This is a genomic window from Brucella pecoris (assembly GCF_006376675.1).
Taxonomy (GTDB): Bacteria; Pseudomonadota; Alphaproteobacteria; order Rhizobiales; family Rhizobiaceae; genus Brucella; species Brucella pecoris.
In genome coordinates this window covers 1-19,087 of the sequence record NZ_VEWK01000011.1, presented here as the reverse complement: position 1 = coordinate 19,087, position 19,087 = coordinate 1, and the positions used below count along the sequence as shown (strand labels likewise).

Genomic DNA, 19,087 nt, shown 5'->3' with positions numbered 1-19,087 from the left:
GCGGGCTTTCATGACTTTGTTGAGAAAAGATTAGTTCGACTGGCGGCGCAGGAAGGCCGGGATTTCGAGCTGATCTTCTTCCGAAGCTGCACGCGGCTGCGGACGGCCCTGATCGTCAAGCTGGCCACGACGCGGTGCATAGATCGACGAATCCTGCTGTGGAGCGCGGCGTTCAGCCGGGCGCATGCCGGGTTCACGATGCTGTGCTGGTTCCAAACGAGCTGCAGGCTGATCTTCCTCGCGACGCGACAGACCATGGGTCAGGCGCTTCAGGAGGCTCATCGGGCCACGCGGCTCTTCCTGTGCAGGCTGCTGTGGAGCACGACGGGCATTTATTTCAGCCTGGGCGACCGGCGGGAAATCCGAAACGGCAGGCATACGCGGAGCCGGGCGCGGCTCGCGTACCGGCTGTTCGTGCATCTGCGGCTGCTGGTAGGCCTGCGGCTGCGCTGCCTGATGACCTGCCGGGGCCTGTGGCATCGGTGCACGGGCAGCCGGAGCACGTTCGAAGGATTCTGGCGCCGGAGCCTGGAAAATGCGGCTCTGCGGGCGGAACTCCGGCTCAGCAGAAGCGGCAGGAGCTGCCGGTGCGGCTGGAATTTCAGCTTCAGCAGACTGGATCGCCTGGGCAATCGGATCGACCTGACGCGGCTGTTCAACGACCGGAGGACGAAGTGCGCCATGCGGAGCCATCGGCTTCACCTGAGCGGTCTGCTTTACCGGCTGGCGAAATTCCAGCGGCGCAGGCGCCGCGTCTCCTAACTGCTTGTCAATACCGGTCGCGACAACAGACACACGGATGACGCCTTCGAGGCCTTCGTCGAAGGTTGCGCCAAGGATGATGTTCGCATCCGGATCGACTTCTTCGCGAATACGCGTTGCAGCTTCATCGACTTCGAACAGGGTCATGTCGCGACCACCGGTGATCGAGATCAGAAGGCCCTTCGCGCCGCGCATCGAGGTCTCGTCGAGCAGCGGGTTGGCAATTGCAGCTTCGGCAGCCGCCATTGCGCGGCCTTCGCCGGAAGCTTCGCCCGTACCCATCATGGCCTTGCCCATTTCGCGCATCACCGAACGAACGTCAGCGAAGTCGAGATTGATGAGGCCTTCCTTGACCATCAGGTCGGTAATGCAGGCAACGCCCGAATAGAGCACCTGGTCAGCCATTGCGAAAGCATCGGCGAAGGTGGTCTTGTCGTTGGCAATGCGGAAGAGGTTCTGGTTCGGAATGACGATAAGCGTATCGACATTTTTCTGCAGTTCTTCGATGCCAAGATCGGCAGTCTTCATGCGGCGGGCGCCTTCGAAATGGAAAGGCTTGGTCACAACGCCAACGGTGAGGATACCGCGTTCGCGCGCTGCACGCGCCACGACGGGAGCAGCACCAGTGCCGGTACCACCGCCCATGCCTGCGGTCACGAAGCACATATGCGTGCCATTCAGATGATCGACGATTTCGTCGATGCATTCTTCAGCAGCCGCGCGTCCAACCTCTGGCTGGGAACCAGCACCAAGACCCTCCGTGACGGCAGCGCCAAGCTGGATCATGCGTTCGGACTTCGACATCGTCAAAGCCTGAGCGTCGGTGTTGGCTACGACAAAATCCACGCCGCGCAGACCGGCATTGATCATGTTGTTGACCGCATTGCCGCCGCCACCGCCAACACCGAATACGGTGATGCGAGGCTTCAGCTCGGTGATATCCGGCTTTTGCAGATTGATAGTCATAGGTCCTTGTTCCTCTTAAGCCTTACCACCGCTTCGCCGCCGCGGTGTGGATTGGTTGTTACCCAGATGGTCACGCCCCAATAAGTCGACATGCTAATTCAACACGCTGATTCAACAGTTCACTCAATGCTTACTCAAAAACTCTCTCTCAGCCATTGGCTGACACGTTGAATGCGCCCACCCGTACCAGTCATCAGACCGGAGGAAGCTGCTTTCACCGACCGCTCTTCTATCCCGGCCACCTGCGGGTAAATCAGAAGTCCAACGGTCGCGGCAAAAGCTGCCCCCTTAGCCGCCTCAGGCAATCCCGCTATTCCTAGAGGACGCCCGATTCGTACATTTCTTGCAAGGATCCGCCTGGCAGCCTCTGGCATTCCTGGCAGTTGGCTTGCGCCACCGGTCAGAACCACACGCTTACCGACAATATGTCCAAGACCTGACTGGTTGAGCCTGTCGCGCACCAGTTCTAGCGTCTCTTCCACTCTTGCACGGATAATCCGCGTCAGTACCGAGCGCGGATATTGATTGGGTACATCACGCTCATCGTCGCCGATGGGCGGAACAGAGATGAGGTCGCGGTCATCGGCAGCGCTCGGAAGAGCAGAGCCGTACATGACCTTGAGGCGTTCAGCGTCTTCCATCCGGGTGGAAAAGCCACGAGCCACGTCCATCGTCACGTGATTGCCGCCAATGGCCACGGCATCGGCGTGAATGAACTTGCCTTCCGAGAAGACGGAAATCGTCGTCGTGCCGCCACCCATATCGATGCAGGCAGCGCCCATTTCGGCTTCATCGCCCACGAGAGCCGCAAGACCGCTGGCGTAAGGCGTTGCAACGATGGCTTCCACCGACAAATGGCAGCGGTTGATGCAAAGCTCCAGATTGCGTAGCGGCGCTGCATCGGCGGTCAGCACATGCATATCCACGCCAAGGCTGTCGCCCAGCATTCCGAGCGGATCGCGAATACCGCGCTCACCATCGAGCGTATAACCAACCGGGAGCGAATGAACGAGGTGACGCTCGGCTGCAAGCGCCTGCTTGGCACCAGCGGCCAGAACGCGGCGAATATCGGTCTGCTCGACTTCATGGCCGCCCAGATTGACGCTTGCCGTGAAGGTCTCGCTCTTGAGGCGACCGGCCGAAATATTAACGATCAGGCTATCGACGGTAAGGCCAGCCATGCGTTCTGCTGCATCGACTGCAAGACGAATCGACTGCTCAGCCGCATCCAGATCGATGATGACGCCCGACTTGACGCCGCGCGAACGCTGGTGACCGATGCCCAGCACTTCCATACGGTGCGTGCGACCCGGCAGCAGTGCGCCGCCTTCATGCGGACGCAACCGTGCGATGACGCAGGAAACCTTGCTTGATCCGACATCCAGAACCGTTAACAGGCGCACCTTGCGCCCTGCAGTTCCGCCTTGTGATGATCCCTTGCCGCCCAGAATACTCATACGCGCTTCCCCGTGCGGGATAGTTCTTTTTTACGCTCGGCCAGAAACTTCTGGCGCTGCTCCATGCCAGTTGCCGTCAATTGGACCGTCACACGATCATCGAGACGAAGATCGACCGCAGCAATATCGCGCGACAGAAGATGCTGATCCTGATCGAGCTTCTCGACCTGCGCCAATGCCTTCAGCGGATCGGTTTCCGGCAGCATGATGCGCACGCCATTATCGAGAAGCAGATCCCAGCGACGGTCGCCAACGCGGATGTAGGCGCGAACCTTTCCGGCCAGACCGGGATAGGCAGCAATCTCGTCGACGAAACCCTTGACCTTCTTTTCCGCGCCCTCGCCTACGACGAGCGGCAGCGAATTGTACCGGCCGGAACGGAATGGAACGATCGTATCGCCGGCAGCGTCGATCAGCGACAGATCCTTGTCGTTTTGCCAGATGGCGAACGCCTTGCGCTCGTGCAGCGAGACGAGAACAGTACCGGGATAAATTTTGCGAACTTCTGCACTTTCAATCCACGGCAGCTTGTCGATGGACTGGCGCGCTTCTTCAGCGCTCAGGCCGACAAGAGACGTCTCGCCGTCGAGATCGAGCTGACCAAGAATATCAATATCGGAAGTCTCGTTATTGCCGACAACCTTCACATCCTCGATTGCGAAACCAAACGTGGAAGCTGTCGCCTTGACGACCTCGGGCGTATGATTACCAACCGCCATACCGTAAAGGCCGGTAGCACCAAGAAAACCCAGCATACCGACAGTGCCAGCATGGCGCGGGATATTAACGTTGCCCTGGAAAAGGCGAACAGCGAAGCGGAACGGCTTGCGCAGGAAGCGCGGCAGGACAAAAGCAGCACCCATCGCTCCCGATGCATCCCGCATCGAGCCCGAGCGCCCATATCCGTCCGATTTTCCGTTCAACGCAAACAAGACGCGTCCTCCACCATCCAACTCAACAATTCACCGAAAGAGATACCAGCCGCTTTGGCGATATCAGGCACGAGCGAGGTAGGAGTCATCCCCGGCTGGGTATTGATTTCCAACCAGATAACTTCGCCATCTTCAGAGAAACGATCATCGAAACGGAAGTCTGACCGGCTTACGCCCCGACACCCGATTGCCCGATGCGCCGTAAGGGCCATTGTTTGTATTTTTTGGTAAATATTTGGTAAAATTTTTGCCGGACACACGTGAGATGACGCGCCTGCAACATATTTTGAATCATAGTCGTAGAACTGATGCCCGACCGGAATGATCTCGCACACGTCCATGGCGCGATCGCCCATCACGGCACAAGTCAGCTCGCGCCCGGCAATATAGCCCTCGACCATAACCTCATCGCCATATTTCCACTCGGCTGAACCGATAACCTGCGGCGGATGCGCCTGATCTTCCTTGACGATAACAACACCGAAGCTCGACCCTTCACGAACCGGCTTCACCACGTAAGGCGGCTCCATCGGATGCTGCATACCGATGTCGAAACGATTCATAAGCCTTGAGGGAGCCACAGCGACGCCAGCGGCGGCAGCCACCTTCTTGGCGCGGTCCTTGTCCATGGCAAGCGCCGAAGCGAGCACGCCCGAATGCGTGTAGGGAATCTGGAGATATTCGAGAACACCTTGGATAGCGCCATCCTCACCGAAAGGACCATGCAGCGCATTGAACGCAACGTCAGGCTTCAGCTCGGCAAGAACGCTGGCAATATTGCGATCCACATCAACACGTGTCACGCGATAGCCGCGCTCTTCAAGGGTTGCAGCGCAAGCCGTTCCGGAGGACAAGCTGACCGGGCGCTCCGAAGAGAAACCGCCCATCAAAACGGCGACGTGCTTTCCCGTCATGTTAGCATCCCCTCTGCGCAATCCCCTGCGCATCAATTAAACAGAATCCGAGTAACCCAGCAGCACAGGCCGCAGGCACCCGCGGCAGGAAAATCCTGCCGAATCAAATCACTGTGTGGTTAACCCTAAAGAATCAGAGGATTGATTCCGTGACAAGACCCTATAGGAAGGGACGAACCTTACGCGTCGCTTGTGAAGGCAAAAAAGCCCGGAATATCAGGTAGAAAATCCGGGCAACTTTTTTATCAAAATTTTCCAAGAAACTCTTCAACCGGCTCACCCTCGCGGAACAAACCAAGACGTTTGATTTCCCAATGAAGGCGAATACCCGAATTTTCGAAAACTTTGGCGCGAACTGTTTCGCCTAAAGTCTCCAGATCATGCCCCGTTGCGGTGCCTGTATTGATCATAAAATTGCAGTGCATTTCGGACATCTGCGCGCCGCCGACACGCAAGCCACGGCAGCCTGCCTTGTCGATTTCCTTCCAGGCCGATGTGCCTTCTGGATTCTTGAAGGTCGAACCGCCCGTCTTTTCGCGCACAGGCTGCACCGTCTCGCGATGGTGCTGCACCTCGTCCATGGCCTGCCTGATTGCATCAGGCTCGCCCGGATTGCCTTCGAACAATACGGAAGTGAAAATCAGATCCAGTGAGGCTGAGGAATGACGATAGGCGTAGCCCATATCCGCATTGGAAAGCAGATGCACCTCGCCCTTTCGATCAAGTGCACGAACTTCCACGACGCGCTCACGCGTTTCCACACCGTTGGCGCCCGCATTCATGCGCAACGCCCCGCCAATGCCACCAGGAATGCCGTGGTAGAAATGGAAGCCCGAAAGTCCGGCCTCCAGCGCGGCCGCAGCCACGCGCTTGTCTGGCGTCGCTGTGCCCGCCCTGAGCTGCGTGTGGGAGACACGCTCCACCTCGCCAAAGCCTTTCGCCGACAGCCGAATCACAAAACCGGGCACACCGCCATCACGTACAAGCAGGTTGGAGCCGATACCTACGACGAGAATCGGTATTTCTTCTGGTACAGCCTTTAGAAATGTAGAGAGGTCTTCTTCGTCGGCAGGCTGAAACAGGACCTGTGCCGGTCCGCCGGCGCGGAACCAGGTGATCTTGTCCATACCGGCATCGGGCGTCAGCCGACCACGCAAGCCCGACAATTTGCCGTCGAGCTTCTTCAGAAGCGTCTCGCCGCTTTCCATCTTACTTCTTACCCTGCTCAGCCAGTTCTTTCGGCAGTGCATATGCCCACTGCGTGATATTGCCTGCGCCGAGGCAGACCACGAAGTCGCCCGGCTCTGCAATCGACGCGACCAATGGCGCCAGCGCTTCCGGGCCGCTGGCATAGCGCGCATCGCGATGACCTGCGGTCTTGATGCGTGATACGAGCGCTTCGGAATTGACGCCCTCAATCGGGTCTTCGCCAGCCGTATAGACCGGCGTCACGATGACTGTATCGGCATCGTTGAAACATGCCGCGAATTCGTCGAACAGACTTGCCAGGCGCGTGAAACGGTGCGGCTGCACGATGGCGACCACACGGCCTTTCGTGGCTTCACGCGCGGCTTTCAGCACGGCGCGGATTTCAACCGGGTGATGGCCGTAGTCATCGAATATCTCGACGCCATTCCATGTGCCCGTATGGGTGAAGCGACGCTTCACGCCGCCGAACGAGCCGAGACCACGACGAATATCGTCGGCAGAGATACCCAGCTCATGCGCAACGGCGATTGCCGCCGTTGCATTTGATACGTTGTGCTGACCCGGCATCGGCAGACGCAGATCCTTGATCTCGGTCGCCTCGCCCTTGCGGGAGCGGATCACGACATCGAACAGGCTCGCCGCACCATCCATGCGATGATTGATAAAGCGTACTTCTGCCTGCGGGTTCTGACCGTAGGTAATGATGCGGCGATCCTCAATGCGGCTCACAAGAGCCTGCACTTCCGGATGATCGAGGCACATGACACCGAAACCGTAGAACGGCACGTTCTCGACGAACTGTGCAAAGGCGGCGCGCACATTGTCGAAATTGCCGTAATGGTCGAGATGTTCGGGGTCGATATTGGTCACGACCGCAATATCGGCGGGCAGCTTCAGGAATGTACCGTCGCTTTCATCGGCCTCCACCACCATCCAGTCACCGTCGCCCATGCGGGCATTGGTACCATAGGCGTTGATGATGCCGCCATTGATGACGGTCGGATCGAGATGCCCCGCATCGAGCAATGCCGCAACCATGGACGTCGTGGTTGTCTTGCCGTGCGTGCCACCAATGGCAACGGCACGGCGGAAGCGCATCAGCTCTGCCAGCATTTCGGCGCGGCGCACGATGGGCAACAGCTTTTCGCGCGAAGCAACCAATTCGGGATTGTTCTTCTTGATCGCCGTCGAAACGACGACCACTTCGGCATCTCCGATATTTTCAGCCTTGTGGCCGACAAAGACGTCGATGCCCTTGTCACGCAGGCGCTGCACATTGGCGCTGTCGGACTGGTCTGAGCCCTGTACCTTGTAACCGAGATTGTGCAGCACTTCGGCAATACCGCTCATGCCGATGCCGCCAATTCCGATGAAATGGACAAGCCCGATATTCAGCGGCATTTTCATGGCCGAGTTCCTTCTTTGAATTCCTGAACTGATTTACCCGCTGCAATAGCCTCTGCCAGATCAGCAAGCAACCGCGCTGCATCTGGCTTACCAACGCTTTTTGCAGCTTTTGCTTGTGCTTCGAGGCGCTCCGGCTCATTCATCGCGGTCTGGAGTATCCCGGCAAGGCGTTCTGGCGACAATTCCGACTGGCGAACAACCTCGCCACCGCCGACAGCCGCGAGCGCTGCCGCATTGGCAGCCTGATCATGATCCAGCGCATGTGGAAACGGCACCAGCATGGCCGGGCGACCAATGACCGTGATCTCGGAAACAGTCGAAGCACCTGAACGCGAAATCACAAACTGGGCATCCGCCATACGCGCAGGCATGTCGTTGAAAAACGGCGCTACGTCGGCGGGAATACCAAGTTTCTTGTAAGCTTCCCGCACGGCGGCTTCGTCTTCCTTACGCGCCTGTTGGGTAATTAGCAGCCGCGCCCGATCCTTTTCCGGCAACAAAGCCACGGCAGCAGGAATGGCGGTCGAAAAGAACTGCGCGCCCTGGCTGCCGCCAAAGACCAGCAGACGAAACCGTTCATCCGCCTTGACCGGCTTGTAGGGTGTTCCGGCTGCAGCCAGAACGGGCGGACGAACCGGATTGCCGGTCGTGACCGTCTTCTCGGCATAAGCACCGCCGGTTTCGGGCAGAAAGCCACCAGCAATGGCTTTTACCCGACCTGCAAGCCCTTTATTGGCGCGGCCCATGACAGCATTCTGCTCGTGCACCAGTGTCGGAATATGCATGTTGCTGGCCGCATAAAGCGGCGGTAGCGTCGGATAGCCACCAAAGCCCGCAACGAGTTTGGGTTTCAGCCGACGAAACAGTTTGCGAGAATCGAGATTGCCCTGCCACAGCGACCAGAAAGTTTTCAGAAGCGCTATCGGGTTGCGGCCTGCAATCGTCGCTGAACGAATGACATGAACATGATCTTCCGCGAAGGCGCCCGCAAACCGCTGGGCGCGCGCATCGGTTGCCAGATGAACGTCCCAGCCGCGCACCTTCAATTCATGCGCCAGCGCTTCCGCCGGAAACAGGTGACCACCTGTTCCACCGGCGGCCAGTACAATTACGCCCCGATTAGCAAGATTGTCCATCAAGCCCTCACAGCGCAGGAATGCGTTTGCCCATATCGACACCACTGCCGACCGTATGGGTCATGCGCGCTTCCGGACGACGGCGCGTCAGGGCAAGAAGAATGCCCATCGTGATGGCGATAGCGATGAGCGAGGAACCGCCATAGGAAATGAACGGCAAGGTCATGCCCTTTGCAGGCATGAGATGCAGGTTCACCGCCATGTTGATGATCGACTGGAAGCCGAACAGAATGACAATCCCCGAAACGGCCAGACGTGTAAATGGATCACGCTCACGCAGTGCGATGGACAGGCCGCGCACGACGATGAATGCAAACAGCAGCATGATGATCATGCACAAAATGATGCCATATTCTTCGGCGGCGACCGAGAAAATGAAGTCGGTGTGGCTGTCCGGGATGATCCGCTTCACGGTGCCTTCGCCTGGACCTTGTCCGAACCAGCCACCGCGCAGGATCGCTTCACGACCGGCATCGACCTGAAACGTGTCGCCCTCGCCCGTCATGAACCGATTGATACGCCCTGCGACGTGATCGAACATGAAATAGGCTGAAACACCACCGCAAACGGCAAGGCCGCCGAGGACCAGAATCCAGAACATTGGCAGGCCGGCGAGGAAGAACATTGCTCCCCACGTGCCAGTGGTCAGCATTGTCTGGCCAAGGTCAGGCTGGAGAACGAGCAGCGCCGCAACCGTGCCGAACAGCAGCATGGCAAGAAAATTGCCGGGCATTTCGCCACCGCGTTCCCGCTCTGAGAACAGCCAGGCGCAAACCACCACAAACGCGGGCTTCATGAATTCCGAAGGCTGAATGGAGATGCCCGCCAGATTAACCCAGCGTCGCGCGCCCTTCACCTCGATGCCGAAAAACAGTGCGGCAACCATCAGCACGAGCGAAATACCAAGCAGGATCAATGCAAATCGCCTGATCTGACGTGGCGAGAGAAACGAAACGCCGATCATGACACCAACTGCCGGAAGCATGAAGAAAATCTGGCGCTCGACAAAATGGAACCCGTCGAGGCCGATACGCTGGGCCACGGCAGGACTTGCGGCGAATGACAGCAGAATGCCAAGGCCCATCAGGGCCAGACATGCGGCGAGGAAGAAGCGGTCTATTGTCCACCACCAATTGGCGACAGGACCGCGATCGACACGGCTTACCATCAGCTTTTTCCTCCTATCGGCTCAACACCCGCAAGCGCCAGAACAGCGCTGCGGAATGCATCACCGCGTTTTTCGAAATTCTGGAACTGGTCAAAGCTCGCGCAGGCAGGCGACAGCAGCACAACCGGCTCGGGAGCAGCATCGTTACCGGCATCACGGGCCGCGTGCTCGACCGCGACTGCAAGCGTATCGGAAATCTCGAACGGCGCCGCATCGCCAAGCGTTGCTGCAAACTGCGCTGCAGCTTCGCCGATCAGATAGGCTTTGGCGATCCGCGGGAAGAAACCCGCCAGCGAAGAAATCCCGCCAGCTTTCGGCACACCACCTGCAATCCAGTAGATGTTCTGCGGGAAGGAAGACAATGCCGGAGCAGTTGCTTCCGCATTGGTCGCCTTGGAATCGTTGACGAACAGGACTTTCCCGCGATGCCCGACCTGTTCCATGCGGTGAGCAAGACCAGGAAAGCTCCTCAACCCGGCATGTATCTCTTCGATGCTCAAACCGACCGACAGGCAGGCGACGATAGCTGCAAGTGCATTTTGCGCATTGTGCGCGCCGCGCAGCGAACCAATGCCTTCCAGCGAAGCGATTTCATCGATTTCCCCATCCTGCGTCCAGAATAGCTTCGCACCATCGGCAAAATAACCTTTACCGAGGCGTTTTTCCTTGGAAATCCGCACGACGTGCACGCCGTCACGATAAAGCCGATCCGCAATGGCTTCGCAGTGAGGATCGTCAACGCCGATGATCGCGGTATCACTCGCCGCCACCAGACGTTCCTTGATCGCGGCGTAGTTTTCCATCGAGCCATGACGGTCGAGATGGTCCGGCGTCAGATTGAGCAGGATACCCGCCGTCGGGTTCAGCGATGGCGCCAGATCGATCTGATAGGATGAACACTCGACCACATAAAAACGATTTGCCTGCGGTGGTTCCAGCGTCAGGATTGCAGTGCCGATATTGCCGCCAAGCTGCATATCCCGGCCAGAAGCCTTGATGATATGGGCAATCAAAGCGGTCGTCGTCGATTTGCCGTTGGTGCCGGTGATGGCGATGAACGGGCAATCGGGAGCGATATGATTGCGCTCGCGGACGAAAAGCTCCACGTCGCCGATGATTTCAACACCGGCAGCATGAGCCAGATCGACCGTCCAGTGTGGCTTTGGATGGGTCAGCGGGACGCCCGGCGAAAGCACGAAAGCCGCAAATTGCGACCAGTCAGCCTGCCGCAGATCGCCTGTGGCAATGCCCGCGCTTTGGGCCCGGGCAACGCTGTCGGGATTGTCGTCCCAGGCAATGATCTTTGCTCCTCCGCCAAGAATAGCCTTGGCGGTCGCAATGCCCGACCCGCCCAGTCCGAAAAGGGCGACTGTCTTATCCTTGAGGGCGGTGATCGGGATCATTCGATATGCCTGTTATCTGAGCTTCAAGGTGGAAAGACCGATCATCGCGAGAATGATCGCAACGATCCAGAACCGGATCACGACCTGACTCTCGGTCCAGCCTTTCTTCTCGAAATGGTGGTGGATAGGCGCCATCAGGAAGACGCGCTTGCCGGTCAGCTTGAAGGAGCCGACCTGAATGATAACGGAAAGCGCTTCGACGACGAACAGACCGCCGATGATGGCGAGAACGATTTCATGCTTCGTCGCAACTGCGACCGCGCCGAGCATGCCGCCCAGCGCCAGCGAACCCGTATCGCCCATGAAGATAGCGGCGGGAGGCGCGTTGAACCAGAGAAAGCCAAGCCCGGCGCCGATAACAGCGCCGAGAACCACCGCAAGCTCACCCGTGCCTGGCACGAAATGGATCTGCAGATAGTCGGCGAAGATCGCATTACCGGAAAGATAGGCGATGAAGCCGAAGGAGGCTGCGGCCACCATCACCGGAACGATTGCAAGCCCGTCGAGACCGTCGGTCAGGTTTACGGCGTTGCCTGCACCAACCATGACGAAGGCAGCAAACGGAATGAAGAACCAGCTCAGATTGATGACGAACTGCTTGGCAAACGGGAATGTCAGCGATGACGAGAACGGCTCCTGCCCTGCCCGCATGATGATGAAAGCGGCGACAGCGGCAATCAGGAATTCGATACCGAGACGTGCCTTGCCGGAAAAGCCCTTGTCGGATTGCTTTGTTACCTTCAGATAGTCATCGTAGAAACCGATGGCTCCGAAGCCCACCGTGACCGTCAGCACCACCCAGACATAGACACTGGCAAGATTGGCCCAGAGCAGGCACGACACAAGAATGCCGGTCATGATCATGAGGCCGCCCATCGTGGGTGTACCGGCTTTCTTGAAATGGGTCTGCGGGCCGTCAGCGCGGATCGGCTGGCCTTTCCCCTGACGCACCCGGAGCGAGTTGATGATCGACGGGCCGAACAGGAACACGATCAGCGCCGATGTAATCATCGCGCCGCCGGTGCGGAAAGTAATATAGCGGAACACATTGAGCGGTGTCATATGTTCGGCGAAGAAGGTGAGAAGCATCAACATGTAGAGAAAAATCCCTCAAATACCGCTTACTCCGCGGGTTCCACCGGCGGAAACTGGCTGATCAGCGCCTTGACGATTTTGGAAAAGCCGATCCCTTTCGACGATTTCACCATGATGACATCGCCCGGACGGACCGCCTTGATCACCAGCGGCAACAATTCGTCGGTGCTTTGCCTGTACTCGGTCTGAATTTCAACCGGCAAGGCATTTTTAAGCGCCGCCATGTCCGGTCCACCGATAAAAAGCGCATTCACTTCGGCATCCACGATCGGGCGCGCCAGATCGGCGTGAAGTTTGCCCGATTGACGGCCAAGCTCCAGCATATCGCCCAGAACCGCGATGCGACGGCCACGCGAACCTTCCGGTATCGTCGAATGCAGCAGCGACAGGGCTGCGCGCATCGAGGTCGGATTGGCATTGTAGCTCTCGTCGATCAGCGTGAACGTGCCCTCGGGATGCTGAAGCACATGGCGCGCACCGCGACCACCTTCGGCAGAAAGCGTTGCCATGGCCATCATCACCTTGGCAATATCAGCCCCGACCAGATCAGCGGCACCGAGAACAGCAAGCATATTCTGCACGATATGGCGGCCCGGCATGCCAACCTTGACCGCAGCTTCATGCGTGCCGATCTTCACCGTCATGCACGAGCAGGTAGGATGAAGCTTCACTTCGCGCAGGCGGTAGTCGGAACGGGCATTTTCCCCGAATGTGGCAATGTGTTCGATACCGGCCTTTTCGGCCAGTTCTTCCAGTTGCTTGAAGCGTTTGTCGTCCCGATTGAGAAGCGCATAGCCACCCGGAACAATGCCTTCAAAAATTTCCGCCTTGGCGACAGCAATTTCTTCCAGATTGGCGAAATGACCGAGATGTGCGGGTGCGATCAGCGTAATCAGCGCCACATGCGGACGCACCATCTTCACCAGCGGACGAATTTCATCGTGGTGGTTCATGCCGATTTCGAAGACACCGTAATCGGTATCAGCAGGCATGCGTGCAAGCGTCAGCGGCACACCCCAATGATTGTTGAACGACGCCACTGACGCATGAACCTTGCCAACTTCCGAAAGCACATGACGCAAGGCTTCCTTGGTCGTCGTCTTGCCGACGGAACCCGTCACCGCAATGATCTGTGCCTTCGAGCGCGCCCGCGAAGCAATGCCGAGCTTGGTAAGAGCTTCAAGCACGTCCTCAACGACGATCATCGGCACTTTTGAATTGCCGAATGCGGGCAGACGATGCTCGGCCACCACAAGAAGACCCGCACCGGCGGCCATGGCAGAGGTTACGAAGTCATGCCCGTCGAACTGTTCGCCCTTGATCGCGAAAAATGCCTCGCCGGGTTTCAGCGAGCGGCTATCAATGGAGATACCGGTTATACCAGCAGGAAGATTGCCGAAGGGCCTGCCTTCCATGGCTTCGACCATATCGTTGGACGTCCAGAGCCAGTCACTCATTCCGAGCGCTCCTCAAGACGGGCAGCAAGTGCTGCTGCAACTTCCGCATGATCCGAGAATGGCAGCGTGATGTTGCCGACGACCTGCCCTTCCTCGTGCCCCTTGCCCGCAACGACCAATGTATCGCCTGGCTGCATCATTGATACGGCGGTGAAAATTGCCTCACGGCGATCCCCGATTTCGGTCGCGCCCGGCGCCGCAGCCATGATTTCGGAGCGGATCTGGGCCGGAACTTCCGAACGCGGATTATCATCGGTAACGATTGCCACATCGGCCAGTCGCGAGGCGATTTCGCCCATGATCGGACGCTTGCCCTTGTCGCGGTCGCCCCCACAACCGAAGACGACGATCACCCGACCGGTCGTGAACGGGCGTACCGAAGTCAGAACATTTTCCAGCGCCTCTGGCTTGTGGGCGTAATCGACATAGGCTGGCGCGCCATCTTCTGTTGCACCGACAAGATCGAGGCGCCCCGGAGCACCTTTCAGACGCTCCAGCGCGCGCATCGCAGCCGCAGCCGGAACGCCTGTGACCATCGCAAGTCCCGCTGCGACCAGCGCATTTGCAACCTGAAAATCTCCAGCGAGCGGCAGTTCGATCTCGAAAATATCGTCACCGATGCGCACTTCGACATGCTGGCGGAAACGCTCATGCTCCACGCGCTTGAGGGCAATGAAATTGCCTTTCCGCCCGACCGTCTTCACGTCACAACCGGCAAGCGTTGCTGCTTCGATAGCCTGCGCCGAGAAATGGTCGTCGGAGAAGATGATGGCGGGCGCGCCCTTCGGCAAAAGCGTGTTGAAGAGACGCATCTTCGCGCCGAGATACTCCTCAACGGTCGCATGATAATCCATATGGTCACGACCGAGATTGGTGAAAGCACCGGCGGCGAGCTTGACACCATCCAGACGGCGCTGATCGAGACCATGCGACGAAGCTTCCATGGCCGCATGGGTCACGCCTTCGTCGGCAAGCTCTGCCAGAACGCGATGCAGCTCCACAGGATCGGGCGTCGTCAGTGAATTATAGTCGCTGCGGGTCGGCGAAAACACGCCGGTCGTGCCTATATTCGCCGCCGGGAAACCGGCATAGGCCCAGATCTGGCGGGCAAAGGACGCGACGGAAGTCTTGCCGCTGGTACCCGTGACGGCAACCATAACTTGTGGCTGCTTGCCATAGAACTGCGCCGCAGCGACTGCCAATGCAAGGCGGGGATCATCGACATGAAGAACCGGCACGCCTGCGTCGGCGATGGCCGTCTCCTTGCCTGCGATGATGGCGCTGGCGCCGCGCTTGACGGCATCGGCGACAAAAGCCGCACCATCCGCTTTCACGCCCTTCAGCGCTGCGAAAAGAAAACCGCGTTCGACCTTGCGGGAGTCCGACGTGATGCCGGTGATCTCCACCTCGCCGGCATTGCCGGAGGCCAGTTCGTTAAAGAGAGCGATTTCCTTCAGTTTCATGGTCATACCAAATCCAGATTCAGTTGTGCGCGTTTCGCTGCAAAGGCTGCTTTATGCGAATCAGTCGTATTCGTTGGAAACCATTGCTGGCGGCACTTCCTGTTGAAAATCAGGCTTGCCGCTTAAATTGCTAACCATTGCTGGCTGGGCTTCGAGTTGGAAATCGGGTTTCACACCGAGGAACGAAGCCGAACGACGGATGATCTCCGAAACCATCGGCGCTGCGTTGAGACCTGCGGTTGCACTGAATTTGCCTTCTTCCGGCTTCGGCTCATCAATGATGGTCAGGACGACATAGGTTGGATCATCCATTGGAAATGAAGCAAGAAATGCGTTGAAACGCACATCTTTCGAATAGCGTCCGTGCACCACCTTTTCGGCAGTGCCGGTCTTGCCGCCGACGCGGTAGCCCGGAACCGTCGCCCGCTTGCCAGAACCGCCCTGGGCAGTTGCATTAAGGCGATAGAGGTAGCGCATATCCGCAGAAACCTGTGGATGAACCACCTGCTTGGCCACCTGATCAGCCTGAGCCTGCGTGCGCATCAGGAAAGTCGGCTCCATCAGCTTGCCGCCATTCATCAGAGCGGCAGCACCAACGGCCGTCTGTAGCGGCGTCGTCATCATGCCGTGACCGAACGAAATAGTCATCGAGTGGACCTTCTTCCACACACGCGGCTCGACGGGACGCGCCACTTCCGGCAGCTCCGTCTGCATGCGGTCGAGAAGGCCGATCTTCTTGAGGAATGCGCGATGCCCTTCGATGCCGACGGCATCCGCTTCGCGGCCCGAACCGATATTGGACGAGAAGATGAAAACTTCCGGCAGCGTCAGCCAGCGCCCCTTGCCGTGGAAGTCGCGGATCGTCTGGCGACCAAACACCAGCGGACGGCTCGCATCGAGTTTCGACTGCAGGTTGAACTTGCCGGAATCGAGCGCCATCGCCGTGGTGAAGCTCTTGATGGTCGAGCCCATTTCATAGGTGCCTGCCGACATGCGGTTCAGGCGGTCCTTGTCCAGCGCATGGACCGGGTTGTTCGGATCAAAATCCGGCACCGATGCCATGGCGATCACTTCGCCGGTTTTGACATTCAGCACCACCGCACCGGCAGCAATCGCCCGGTAGCGTTCCATAGCCTTGACCAGCACGTCGCGCATGATGTGCTGCACGCGAATATCGATCGACAGGCGCACCGGCTCCAGCGACTGTCCGGTCGCAAGACCAACCGAACGCAAGTCGGTCAGCCCCTGGCTGTCGATATATTTTTCCATGCCCGCAATGCCCTGATTATCGACATTGACGAGACCGAGAATATGCGATGCGGTCGGCCCACCTGGATAAAAGCGGCGCTTTTCCGTGCGGAAGCCGATGCCCGGCACGCCGAGCGCCATAATCTGGCTCTGCTGTCTCGGGGTCAGCCCACGCTTGACCCAGACGAAGCCAGCACCACTTTTCAGACGCTTGTACGTCGCTTCCCAATCGAGATCGGGCAGCACTGTCGACAGCATTTCGATGGTTTCGTCGGGGTCTACGATCTTGCGCGGCTCTGCATAGAGCGAAGCAGTCTTGATATCGGTGGCGAGAATTTCGCCGTTGCGGTCAAGAATATCCGGGCGCGATGCAAGCTGGTGAACAGCCGGACCTGCATTGTCCTCGTTTTCCCCGCCGATGACGCCGAAATAGACGAGCTTGCCGGCCATGACACCATAGATGCCGACAAAACAGGCGATGGCCATCCAGAGGCGATTGCGTGCGCGGTTGCCATGCTTCTTGCGCGAACCGACAAAAGCCATGTTGCCGGACAGCTTTTCATCGCTGACCGGCCCAACACCGTCATCTAGTTGCGTATTCTTTTTTCCGAATAGTCTCAGCCGCATGATCAGTGCCTCGCCCCGCTCTTCTTGACGCTGCCGGTGGTGATCGCATCCTTTTCGAGCACACCGCTTGCGAGCAGTTCGTCGCTGCCAGAAATGATCTTCTGTATATCGTCGACCGGACGTTCCGGAATTTCGTTGACGCCCAGCACAAGCTGTTCGGCTTCGATCGGCTGGATATTGAGTTCCTTTTCATAAACACCAACAAGGCTCTGCAGGCGACCTGGCTGGGTCATCAATGCCCAATCGGCGCGCAGAAGCGTGATCGTGTCTTTCTCGGAGTCGATCTGTCGCTTGAGCTTGGCGATGACCGCGATCTGCTTTTCCGCGTCATATTTGATCGTGTAGGTGACGGTCGCCGCCACCAGCATCGCCGCTATCATGATGATGTCGAAAGTACGCAGCACTCGTTTAACTCCGGGCCAGTTCGTTCGTCTCGGGCAGTTTGGGCAACCCGAACAGCGATAGATCGTCTTCCAGTGGCGGATTGTCCGTCCTGATCCCGGCGCGCAGCTTTGCCGAGCGCGCACGCGGGTTTCGTTCTTCTTCTTCCGCTGTCGGGCCAACAGCGCCCTTGACCGCAGGCGTAAAGCTTGGCAGGCGGATATGCGTTTCCGGCAGATGACGCGATCCGGCGCTACCGCCCGCGCGGTCAGCGAAATAGCGCTTCACCATGCGATCCTCGAGCGAATGGAAGGTCACGACAACCAGCCGACCGCCCGGCTTCAAGATACGCTCGGCGGCAAGCAGCGCCCGTGCCAGTTCGCCCAGTTCATCATTCACATAAACGCGTAGCGCCTGAAATACGCGCGTCGCGGGATGGATGCGATCCTTCGGATTGCGGCCAACAAGCGTTTCGATGGCATTGGCGAGATCGAGCGTGCGTGTGAAAGGCTGTACCGCGCGGCGTTTGTCGATCATGCGTGCGATGCGGCCCGCGTGCCGCTCCTCGCCGAGAAAATTGAAAATGCGGGCAAGATCGCCGATCTTGAGGCGGTTGACCACATCGGCAGCGCTGGGGCCCTTTTTCGACATGCGCATGTCGAGCGGACCGTCCTTCTGGAAGGAAAAGCCGCGCTCGGCCTCGTCGATCTGCATCGACGATACGCCAATATCGAGCACAACACCGTCCACTTTGCTGTCCGCTCCTTTAACATGCGAAACTGCGTCATCAAGAGCAGAGAACCGGGACTCAACCAGATCGAGCCTGCCTGGAAACTGCTTCTCCATCGCCCGCCCGGCCTCGATTGCGGTCGGATCGCGGTCAATCGCGATCACATCCGCACCCGTTTCCAGTATGCGACGCGTGTAACCACCAGCACCGAATGTCCCATCGACAATCACTGCGCCAGGTGCAGGCTTCAGGGCGTCGATCACTTCGGCGATCAGCACCGGAACGTGACGGACTTCAGCCCCACCGGCTTGAGAATTGTCTCCGCCGAGGCTCGCCATCATTCCGATCCTTTCCCGGGTACGCGGCCCGATACCTAAAGCGCCTCGCGCTTTAATCTTTTGGTTTCATGCATGTCTTTGTCCCAAAACCGGTTCCCACTTTTGGGAGACATGCTCAAGTGCTTTGCTTGCGGATTCCGGCCATTTGCCGTCAACTTGGCGCCATAGCGGATTCGTTCGTCAGTTATCGGATATTAAGCTTAATGAAGCGTTATCCTTTGACTGAGCGCCGGGGAAAATGAGTAAGGGAGTAAGGGAGTAAGGGAGTAAGGGAAAATGCATCCGGATGCGTATTCTCGGTCAAGGCGAATATTTTGCTTGCCTTGTCCACCACCTGCCCGCACCCTATTCCCCTATTCCCCTATTCCCCTATTCCCCTATTCCCCTATTCCCC

15 protein-coding genes are annotated in these 19,087 nt (G+C 58.2%); all 15 read right to left on the bottom strand.

Annotated features, from left to right (window positions below; all coding sequences use genetic code 11):
* Positions 1-30: 30 nt before the first annotated feature.
* Positions 31-1,728, bottom strand: a complete 1,698-nt coding sequence (ftsZ, locus tag FIB18_RS18385; RefSeq protein ID WP_140022081.1) for a cell division protein FtsZ — start codon at positions 1,726-1,728, stop codon at positions 31-33.
* 134 nt (positions 1,729-1,862) lie between these two features.
* Positions 1,863-3,185, bottom strand: a complete 1,323-nt coding sequence (gene ftsA, locus FIB18_RS18380) for a cell division protein FtsA (protein WP_104755970.1) — start codon at positions 3,183-3,185, stop codon at positions 1,863-1,865.
* Positions 3,182-4,117: a cell division protein FtsQ/DivIB gene (locus FIB18_RS18375; protein ID WP_140022080.1), complete on the bottom strand. Its 936-nt coding sequence runs from the start codon at positions 4,115-4,117 to the stop codon at positions 3,182-3,184. The genes ftsA and FIB18_RS18375 overlap by 4 nt, the downstream gene beginning before the upstream one ends.
* Positions 4,105-5,031, bottom strand: coding sequence for a D-alanine--D-alanine ligase (locus tag FIB18_RS18370; protein WP_140022079.1), 927 nt, complete (start codon positions 5,029-5,031; stop codon positions 4,105-4,107). The genes FIB18_RS18375 and FIB18_RS18370 overlap by 13 nt, the downstream gene beginning before the upstream one ends.
* A gap of 245 nt (positions 5,032-5,276) precedes the next feature.
* Positions 5,277-6,239: a UDP-N-acetylmuramate dehydrogenase gene (murB, locus tag FIB18_RS18365; protein WP_140022078.1), complete on the bottom strand. Its 963-nt coding sequence runs from the start codon at positions 6,237-6,239 to the stop codon at positions 5,277-5,279.
* A gap of 1 nt (position 6,240) precedes the next feature.
* On the bottom strand, positions 6,241-7,647 hold the full coding sequence (murC, locus tag FIB18_RS18360) for a UDP-N-acetylmuramate--L-alanine ligase (protein ID WP_140022077.1): 1,407 nt from the start codon (positions 7,645-7,647) through the stop codon (positions 6,241-6,243).
* Complete coding sequence (murG, locus tag FIB18_RS18355) at positions 7,644-8,783, bottom strand: undecaprenyldiphospho-muramoylpentapeptide beta-N-acetylglucosaminyltransferase (RefSeq protein WP_140022076.1); 1,140 nt, start codon at positions 8,781-8,783, stop codon at positions 7,644-7,646. The genes murC and murG overlap by 4 nt, the downstream gene beginning before the upstream one ends.
* 7 nt (positions 8,784-8,790) lie before the next feature.
* Positions 8,791-9,951, bottom strand: a complete 1,161-nt coding sequence (gene ftsW / locus FIB18_RS18350) for a putative lipid II flippase FtsW (protein WP_105542247.1) — start codon at positions 9,949-9,951, stop codon at positions 8,791-8,793.
* Positions 9,951-11,354, bottom strand: coding sequence for a UDP-N-acetylmuramoyl-L-alanine--D-glutamate ligase (gene murD, locus FIB18_RS18345; protein ID WP_140022075.1), 1,404 nt, complete (start codon positions 11,352-11,354; stop codon positions 9,951-9,953). The genes ftsW and murD overlap by 1 nt, the downstream gene beginning before the upstream one ends.
* A gap of 12 nt (positions 11,355-11,366) precedes the next feature.
* A complete protein-coding gene (mraY, locus tag FIB18_RS18340) occupies positions 11,367-12,449 on the bottom strand; it encodes a phospho-N-acetylmuramoyl-pentapeptide-transferase (RefSeq protein WP_140022074.1) in 1,083 nt (360 codons plus the stop codon).
* Between the two features lie 26 nt (positions 12,450-12,475).
* On the bottom strand, positions 12,476-13,906 hold the full coding sequence (locus FIB18_RS18335) for a UDP-N-acetylmuramoylalanyl-D-glutamyl-2,6-diaminopimelate--D-alanyl-D-alanine ligase (protein ID WP_140022073.1): 1,431 nt from the start codon (positions 13,904-13,906) through the stop codon (positions 12,476-12,478).
* Positions 13,903-15,375, bottom strand: a complete 1,473-nt coding sequence (locus tag FIB18_RS18330) for a UDP-N-acetylmuramoyl-L-alanyl-D-glutamate--2,6-diaminopimelate ligase (RefSeq protein WP_140022072.1) — start codon at positions 15,373-15,375, stop codon at positions 13,903-13,905. The genes FIB18_RS18335 and FIB18_RS18330 overlap by 4 nt, the downstream gene beginning before the upstream one ends.
* A gap of 54 nt (positions 15,376-15,429) precedes the next feature.
* Entirely contained in the window at positions 15,430-17,244 is a 1,815-nt protein-coding gene (locus FIB18_RS18325) for a peptidoglycan D,D-transpeptidase FtsI family protein (RefSeq protein ID WP_140022071.1), read from the bottom strand.
* 2 nt (positions 17,245-17,246) lie between these two features.
* A complete protein-coding gene (gene ftsL, locus FIB18_RS18320; RefSeq protein ID WP_105542253.1) occupies positions 17,247-17,648 on the bottom strand; it encodes a cell division protein FtsL in 402 nt (133 codons plus the stop codon).
* A gap of 4 nt (positions 17,649-17,652) precedes the next feature.
* A complete protein-coding gene (rsmH, locus tag FIB18_RS18315) occupies positions 17,653-18,696 on the bottom strand; it encodes a 16S rRNA (cytosine(1402)-N(4))-methyltransferase RsmH (protein WP_174977452.1) in 1,044 nt (347 codons plus the stop codon).
* Positions 18,697-19,087: the final 391 nt, after the last annotated feature.

Bases quoted from the DNA above. Each gene is read 5' to 3' on its own strand.
- mraY (WP_140022074.1), bottom strand. From the start codon at position 12,449: ATGTTGATGCTTCTCACCTTCTTCGCCGAACATATGACACCGCTCAAT.
- ftsZ (WP_140022081.1), bottom strand. From the start codon at position 1,728: ATGACTATCAATCTGCAAAAGCCGGATATCACCGAGCTGAAGCCTCGC.
- murG (WP_140022076.1), bottom strand. From the start codon at position 8,783: ATGGACAATCTTGCTAATCGGGGCGTAATTGTACTGGCCGCCGGTGGA.
- FIB18_RS18330 (WP_140022072.1), bottom strand. From the start codon at position 15,375: ATGACCATGAAACTGAAGGAAATCGCTCTCTTTAACGAACTGGCCTCC.
- murC (WP_140022077.1), bottom strand. From the start codon at position 7,647: ATGAAAATGCCGCTGAATATCGGGCTTGTCCATTTCATCGGAATTGGC.
- FIB18_RS18335 (WP_140022073.1), bottom strand. From the start codon at position 13,906: ATGAGTGACTGGCTCTGGACGTCCAACGATATGGTCGAAGCCATGGAA.
- ftsA (WP_104755970.1), bottom strand. From the start codon at position 3,185: ATGAGTATTCTGGGCGGCAAGGGATCATCACAAGGCGGAACTGCAGGG.
- ftsW (WP_105542247.1), bottom strand. From the start codon at position 9,951: ATGGTAAGCCGTGTCGATCGCGGTCCTGTCGCCAATTGGTGGTGGACA.
- rsmH (WP_174977452.1), bottom strand. From the start codon at position 18,696: ATGATGGCGAGCCTCGGCGGAGACAATTCTCAAGCCGGTGGGGCTGAA.
- murD (WP_140022075.1), bottom strand. From the start codon at position 11,354: ATGATCCCGATCACCGCCCTCAAGGATAAGACAGTCGCCCTTTTCGGA.
- murB (WP_140022078.1), bottom strand. From the start codon at position 6,239: ATGGAAAGCGGCGAGACGCTTCTGAAGAAGCTCGACGGCAAATTGTCG.
- FIB18_RS18370 (WP_140022079.1), bottom strand. From the start codon at position 5,031: ATGACGGGAAAGCACGTCGCCGTTTTGATGGGCGGTTTCTCTTCGGAG.
- FIB18_RS18325 (WP_140022071.1), bottom strand. From the start codon at position 17,244: ATGCGGCTGAGACTATTCGGAAAAAAGAATACGCAACTAGATGACGGT.